This is a genomic window from Paenibacillus glycanilyticus NBRC 16618, from assembly GCF_004000805.1.
Lineage (GTDB): Bacteria > Bacillota > Bacilli > Paenibacillales > Paenibacillaceae > Pristimantibacillus > Pristimantibacillus glycanilyticus.
Genome location: NZ_BILY01000031.1, coordinates 78,788 through 84,787 on the forward strand (window position 1 = coordinate 78,788; position 6,000 = coordinate 84,787).

A 6,000-nucleotide genomic window follows, 5' to 3' on the forward strand; every position below is an offset into this window, starting at 1 on the left:
GCCATGAACAGAAAGTCCGAACAAATACTGACCAATTGCATCACAGAAAACAAGGAAAACATTTACCGGCTGGCATATAGCTATGTCAAAAATAAAGAGGACGCGCTCGATATTGTTCAGGACTCGATTTATAAAGCCATGACCAGCATCGAGCTGCTCAAGGATTCCACAGTGGTGAAAAGCTGGTTTTACCGTATCGTTGTGAACACCTCTTTGGATTTCTTGCGCAAGCACAAGAGAGTTCATCCGATGGACCAGGAAAAACTGGAATTTTACGCTTTAGGCGCAGAGGATTCCTACATGGACATCGATCTGGTCAGGACACTCGCGGATTTGCCCCCTAAATACCGGGAAGTTGTAGTCCTCCGCTACTTCGAGGATATGAAGATCGAAGAGGTGGCGGAGGTGCTTCAAGAGAATGTGAATACGGTCAAAACGAGATTGTACCAAGCGTTGAGACTGCTTCGCATGAAGCTGAAGGATTCTTCCTTAAAGGAGACTAATGGATGAGTGATATATTAGAGCATCTGCGGAAGGAGTATCAGTCGGTACCGATTCCGGAGGAGCTGGATCTTATCGTTAACCGTTCCATCAAACAAGCCCTGCATACCCGCAAGGCAAAACGTTTGAAGGTAAAAGGGATGACGGTGGCGGCAGCGATACTCGTATTTCTGATTGCGATTAACGCCAGTACAACGGTTGCGAACGCTCTTGCTTCTATTCCTGGCGTGGAACGGATTATCAAAGTGCTTACCTTGCAAGAGTTCAAAGTGAAGGATTCGAATTACGAAGCCGATATCAAAGTGCCGGCGATTACGAATATGGAGAACAAGGAGCTTCAACTGGGGCTTAATCAGAAATATTTGGCCGAAAGTAAAGCGTTATATGCCCAATTCCAGGCAGAGATTGAAGAACTAAAGAAACAAGGCTTGAACGACGCTCATGTCGGAATAGATGCCGGATACGAAGTGAAGACGGATAACGATACGATTTTGTCTATTGGCCGTTATTTTCTGCAGACGGCGGCATCTTCTTCCACGGTGATGCAGTTTGATACGATTGATAAGAAAAATCAGAGATTGATTACATTGCCAATGTTGTTCAAAGATGATCAGTATATAAAGCTGGTAAGCGACAATATTTTAGCCCAAATGAAAGAGCAGATGAAAAACGATGACGGCAAGATCTATTGGATTGCCGGAGCAACGGACTATATCTCGAAAGAGGAGACGTTCTCGTCGATCAAGAAGGATCAGAGCTTCTATATTAACGAAGACGGCAAGCTGGTTATCGTATTTAATAAATATGAGGTTGCTCCGGGCTCGATGGGCCTTCCGGAATTCATTATTCCAACAGACGCCATCCAGGGTGATCTTGTCAGCAACCATTATATCAAGTAAGGGACAAGCAGAGGGGCGATGCTCCTCTGCTTTGTTTGGTCTCCGCAATTCCTTATTTTGGTGACAAGATAGGGATCGGGATGGTAAAATACAGCCGATAAACTCACAAGCGAAGGGACAAATCCAATGAAACTTCATTCCAATACCATTCTTATAACCGGCGGTGCTTCCGGCATCGGTCTCGAGCTGGCTAGCCGCTTATCGGCCCTTGGCAATACGGTTATCGTAGCTGGCCGGGATCAAGCTAAGCTCGAACAAGCGAAAGCGCAATACCCGAAGCTTCATACGTTCCCGTGCGACGTTACGAATCCCGATTCTATCGCCAAATTGCATAACAGCGTAACCGTTCAATTCCCGGAGCTTAATATGCTTATTAATAATGCAGGCCTGATGCGTAAAATCAATTTGCAGAAGAAGGAAGTCGATCTCCTCGACATCAGCCGTGAGATCGAGACGAATCTGAGCGGACCGGTTCGTATGGTTAACCAGTTCCTGCCCCATTTGCTGAAGCAGCCATCCGCGGCCATCATGAATGTCTCATCCGCATTGGCGTTTGTTCCTTTCGCGATCTCGCCCGTCTACGGCGCTACAAAAGCCGGCATTCATTCCTTTACCCGCTCTTTGAGGGCCCAGCTCAAGAATACGCAGGTTCAGGTATTTGAGCTTGCTCCGCCGTTAACGAAAACAACGCTGGTTGACGCGTTCGAAGCCGATGATATGAAAGGAAGCTCGGCGATGGAAGTATCCGAGCTCGTTAGTCATGTCCTTAAAGCGATGGAAAAGGATCAGCTTGAAATTCGTCCGGGGCAAAGCAATCTGCTCAAGCTGATGAGCCGGATGGCGCCTAATTTTATTTTCAAGCTAATGAGTAAATCGGTGGATGCCATGCATGCGGAAGCCGGAAAATAATAAAGGGTGCCTCACTTGCCTTTTAAAAAAGAAAAATAGCGTTGCAGGGATAGCACCCTGCAACGCTATTTTTATGAAAATCACTAGCCAGTTGTATTAGCTTTTTTTATCCCGATATCCGCCGTAAGAAGAGCAGCCGCCACCAAAGATACCACAGCTGCAAGCGATAATGACCAACAGGATAAACAGAACAAGAATGAAACCGGAAGATGCCATTAAGAATAAAACCTCCTAGTAATTTAGAATACACTATAGATTATGATTCTATGTTAGCAATTGCTTGGACCTCTATCTCGTAGATAAGAGGCTATTTGCAATCGTCATGCTAGGATGAGTCTCCTGATAGGAAGATTGACAGGCCAGGCGCAAGCGGACAGAAGGCCCCGTATAGGGGCCTTCTGTCCGCTCTATATTTTAAAGAATTACATTCATCAGCATTCATGGAGGCATGATGCTTTATTGATTAGTAGTAACCTTTACCTGTACCTACGCCTCCAACCCCTGGGTAACCGCCGCCACAGCCGCCACCCCAACCGCCTACAAATCCGCAACCGCAGACGATGATCACCAGCAAGATGAACAGCACAAGAATTGAACCAACATGGTTAAAACCATGGCCAAGTCCTGACATAATTCACAACACCTCCTTACGTCTGGATATACTTTAATATATGAGCGAGAAGCGGATGTGCTTGGGTATTTGCCTCGGAGGCATTTAACCAATTCCATTTGCCCCTCCGGTACAGAGGTAATGGGTGGATAATCGCCATGCCGGGGCGAATCGCTTAGCAGGAAGATTGATCGGCCGGTACAGCAAACAGAAGACCCACAGAGGGGTCTCCTGTCTGCTGCATCTATTTAAAGAATTACATTCATCAGCATGCATGGAGGCAGTATCTGCATGGATTAGTAGTAACCTTTACCTGTACCTACGCCTCCAACTCCCGGGTAACCGCCGCCGCAGCCGCCACCCCAACCGCCTACAAATCCGCAACCGCAGACGATGATCACCAGCAAGATGAACAGCACAAGAATTGAACCAACACTGTTAAAACCATGGCCAAGTCCTGACATAATTCACAACACCTCCTTACGTCTGGAGTATTCTTCAATATATGTGGGTGGAGGAGATATGCTTGGGTATTTGCCTCTCCGGTACAAAAGCCGGGCTAAGGGATTTACCCTTTTGGGGAATCGAAAAGAAAAGGGCAGTTCCATTGATGGAACTGTCCTTTTCCCATTACACGAGCTTTCTTCGGATCGCGCCGGAGATAAGGTCAATGACGGTGATCATGACGATAATCCCAAGCAAAATAATGCCGACACGGTCCCAATGACGCGTGCTTAAAGCGAAGATGAGCGGCGTACCGATTCCTCCGGCTCCGATAAAGCCAAGGATGGTCGCCGAACGGACGTTAATTTCGAACCGGTACAACGTATATGACAAAAAGCTTGGCAGCACTTGCGGCAGCACGGCAAACCATAATTGCTGGAAGCGATTGGCGCCGGATGCAAGCAGGGCTTCGGAAGGACCGCGGTCGATGCTCTCGATCTCCTCGGCATACAGCTTGCTAAGCATGCCGACGGAATGAATGCCAAGAGCAAGAACGCCTGCGAACGAGCCCGGACCTACGGCTTTGATGAAGAGGAGGGCCATAACCAGCTCGGGGAAGGTGCGCACAAAGCTCAGAACAATCTTTCCCGATCCCGAGACCGTCCGGAACCTGCTCCTATTTCTGGCCGCCCAGATGGCAAAAGGAAAGCTGACCACCGCAGAAATAATCGTTCCCAGAACGGAAATAGCCAGCGTATCCAGCAATCCCCGCAGCAAATCCTCCCCGTCCGGCAAATAAACATAATCCCAATCGGGCTCAAAAAGTCCCGTTAAAATGGATTTCATAATGGTTCCGGCGGTTTCTTTAATGCCTGTAAAAGGCACGCCGCTAAAAGCCCAGATGTATACGGCGAGCAGGGCGGCGTAGACCAGCCAGCGATATGGATTTTTTTTCGGCTTTTGAATGATGATGTTATTCATAACAGTCGCTCCCTTAGCTTCGTGCTGGCATAGTCAATGACAAGAACTACCGCAAGCGTAAAGAGGATAATGACGCTTGTCTTGTCGTACTCCAGGAAGCCAAGCGTTGCTTCGTAATATAGACCGATGCCGCCTGCTCCGACCAGACCCAATACGGCGGCGGCACGGACATTAATCTCGAAGGTATAGAGCACAAACGACATAAAGTTCGCCTGGATTTGCGGGACAACCCCGTAAATAATTTTTTGCGTATAGTTTCCTCCGGCGGCCGTTAAGGCTTCAAGCGGTCCGTGGTCGATTGTTTCAATCAGCTCGTAGGTCAGCTTGGAGATGAGGCCAACCGAGAAAACGGTTAGAGCCAGAATCCCCGGAATTGGACCCAAGCCAAAGACGGAGACGAAAATTGCGGCCAGAAGCAGATCCGGTACCGTGCGAACCAGATTAAGAAGGAAGCGGGACGGATAATACAGCCAACGGTAACGCGTCAGATTAGCCGCGCAAAGCAGGGAAACGGGAATAGCCAATATGGCACCGATCGTTGTGCCGATCAGGGCCATGCGGATCGTTTCGAGCATGCCGTGAACGATGTTGTCGAAGTAGCTCCAGCGCGGCGGGAACATCTCTTTCAGAAGATCCCACATATTGGGCATTCCGGTAATAAGCTCGGGAAGGGAGGCTTCGGTTTGTTTGCTGCTAGCCCAGAGCAGAACAAGAATCAATGCGATGGTCAAATAATGCTTAATGCGGCTTGGCGGCTTCGGACGCGCGGTCTTTTGGGCCGCGGCGGGCTTCGTATTCACGTGAAGACTCATACGACGACCTCTCCAAGCAGCTCATCCCGCTGGGGCGGACGGCCGTAAATTTCGGCAAACCGTTCATCCGTCGCTTCCGATACGGGACCGTCAAAGACGACCTCGCCTGCGCGGAGGCCGATAATCCTGGTGGCATACGTTCTGGCCAGATCGATGAAATGGAGGTTCACAATCGTCGTAATGCCAAGCTCCAGATTGATCTTTTTCAAATCGTCCATAACCTGTTTGGTCGTTAGAGGATCAAGGGAAGCGACGGGCTCGTCGGCCAAAATGATTGTTGCTTCCTGGGCCAGAACGCGGGCAATCGCGACACGCTGCTGCTGGCCGCCGGACAGCTCATCCGCGCGGGAATACGCTTTTTCCATAATATTGACCCGGCCAAGCGCTTCAAAGGCCAGATCGATATCCTTCTGCGGGAATCGGCCGGTTAAGGTCCGGAGGGTAGAGTGATAACCAACCCTGCCGGCTAATACATTGCGCAGGACGGAAGATCTTTTGACCAGATTAAAGCTTTGGAAAATCATGCCGATATCCCGGCGGATCAATCTCAGCTTTTTTCCTTTCGCTTTCGTAATCGATTGGCCGTTGATCAAGATATCGCCTTCGGTAATATCATGGAGTCGGTTAATCGAGCGGAGGAGGGTGGATTTGCCGGCGCCAGACAAACCGACAATCGCGATAAATTCTCCTTCTTGGATGGTCAAGTTGATATGGTTTAACCCTTTGGTCTGGTTCGGGTAAATTTTCGATACTTGGCGGAGCTCGATCATGGGAACCCATCCTTTTAGAAAGTTTCGGTAACGGGACAAGCCAGCACAAGCCGCAGGCGGCGTTGTACTGGCTT

General features: G+C 49.1%; 9 protein-coding genes. 3 read left to right on the forward strand and 6 right to left on the reverse strand.

What is annotated here, in order from left to right:
• Positions 1 to 3 precede the first annotated feature (3 nt).
• The 3 genes from sigV to PGL01S_RS22015 all read left to right on the forward strand — a co-directional run bounded on the left by sigV (position 4) and on the right by PGL01S_RS22015 (position 2,309).
• A complete protein-coding gene (sigV, locus tag PGL01S_RS22005; RefSeq protein WP_127496722.1) occupies positions 4 to 510 on the forward strand; it encodes an RNA polymerase sigma factor SigV in 507 nt (168 codons plus the stop codon).
• Complete coding sequence (gene rsiV / locus PGL01S_RS22010; RefSeq protein ID WP_127496723.1) at positions 507 to 1,400, forward strand: anti-sigma-V factor RsiV; 894 nt, start codon at positions 507 to 509, stop codon at positions 1,398 to 1,400. Before sigV ends, rsiV begins: the two co-directional genes overlap by 4 nt.
• Before the next feature lie 126 nt (positions 1,401 to 1,526).
• Complete coding sequence (locus PGL01S_RS22015) at positions 1,527 to 2,309, forward strand: SDR family oxidoreductase (protein ID WP_127496724.1); 783 nt, start codon at positions 1,527 to 1,529, stop codon at positions 2,307 to 2,309.
• Between the two features lie 96 nt (positions 2,310 to 2,405).
• Here PGL01S_RS22015 and yjcZ read toward each other — a convergent pair whose 3' ends face one another.
• The 6 genes from yjcZ to phnC all read right to left on the reverse strand — a co-directional run bounded on the left by yjcZ (position 2,406) and on the right by phnC (position 5,926).
• Positions 2,406 to 2,525 (reverse strand): sporulation protein YjcZ, encoded by a 120-nt coding sequence (gene yjcZ / locus PGL01S_RS22020; RefSeq protein WP_127496725.1) that lies wholly within the window; start codon positions 2,523 to 2,525, stop codon positions 2,406 to 2,408.
• A gap of 247 nt (positions 2,526 to 2,772) precedes the next feature.
• Positions 2,773 to 2,940 carry a hypothetical protein gene (locus PGL01S_RS30950; RefSeq protein ID WP_164775553.1) on the reverse strand — a complete coding sequence of 56 codons (168 nt, stop codon included), beginning with the start codon at positions 2,938 to 2,940 and terminating at the stop codon, positions 2,773 to 2,775.
• Positions 2,941 to 3,215: 275 nt separating this feature from the next.
• Positions 3,216 to 3,383 (reverse strand): hypothetical protein, encoded by a 168-nt coding sequence (locus PGL01S_RS30955; RefSeq protein WP_164775558.1) that lies wholly within the window; start codon positions 3,381 to 3,383, stop codon positions 3,216 to 3,218.
• Positions 3,384 to 3,549: 166 nt separating this feature from the next.
• On the reverse strand, positions 3,550 to 4,344 hold the full coding sequence (phnE, locus tag PGL01S_RS22025; protein ID WP_127496726.1) for a phosphonate ABC transporter, permease protein PhnE: 795 nt from the start codon (positions 4,342 to 4,344) through the stop codon (positions 3,550 to 3,552).
• Entirely contained in the window at positions 4,341 to 5,156 is an 816-nt protein-coding gene (phnE, locus tag PGL01S_RS22030) for a phosphonate ABC transporter, permease protein PhnE (protein WP_127496727.1), read from the reverse strand. Before phnE (PGL01S_RS22030) ends, phnE (PGL01S_RS22025) begins: the two co-directional genes overlap by 4 nt.
• Positions 5,153 to 5,926 carry a phosphonate ABC transporter ATP-binding protein gene (gene phnC, locus PGL01S_RS22035; RefSeq protein ID WP_127496728.1) on the reverse strand — a complete coding sequence of 258 codons (774 nt, stop codon included), beginning with the start codon at positions 5,924 to 5,926 and terminating at the stop codon, positions 5,153 to 5,155. Before phnC ends, phnE (PGL01S_RS22030) begins: the two co-directional genes overlap by 4 nt.
• Between the last annotated feature and the right edge of the window lie 74 nt (positions 5,927 to 6,000).

Coding starts and splice junctions, on each gene's coding strand:
- sigV (WP_127496722.1), top strand. CDS start 4: ATGAACAGAAAGTCCGAACAAATACTGACCAATTGCATCACAGAAAAC.
- rsiV (WP_127496723.1), top strand. CDS start 507: ATGAGTGATATATTAGAGCATCTGCGGAAGGAGTATCAGTCGGTACCG.
- PGL01S_RS22015 (WP_127496724.1), top strand. CDS start 1,527: ATGAAACTTCATTCCAATACCATTCTTATAACCGGCGGTGCTTCCGGC.
- yjcZ (WP_127496725.1), bottom strand. CDS start 2,525: ATGGCATCTTCCGGTTTCATTCTTGTTCTGTTTATCCTGTTGGTCATT.
- PGL01S_RS30950 (WP_164775553.1), bottom strand. CDS start 2,940: ATGTCAGGACTTGGCCATGGTTTTAACCATGTTGGTTCAATTCTTGTG.
- PGL01S_RS30955 (WP_164775558.1), bottom strand. CDS start 3,383: ATGTCAGGACTTGGCCATGGTTTTAACAGTGTTGGTTCAATTCTTGTG.
- phnE (WP_127496726.1), bottom strand. CDS start 4,344: ATGAATAACATCATCATTCAAAAGCCGAAAAAAAATCCATATCGCTGG.
- phnE (WP_127496727.1), bottom strand. CDS start 5,156: ATGAGTCTTCACGTGAATACGAAGCCCGCCGCGGCCCAAAAGACCGCG.
- phnC (WP_127496728.1), bottom strand. CDS start 5,926: ATGATCGAGCTCCGCCAAGTATCGAAAATTTACCCGAACCAGACCAAA.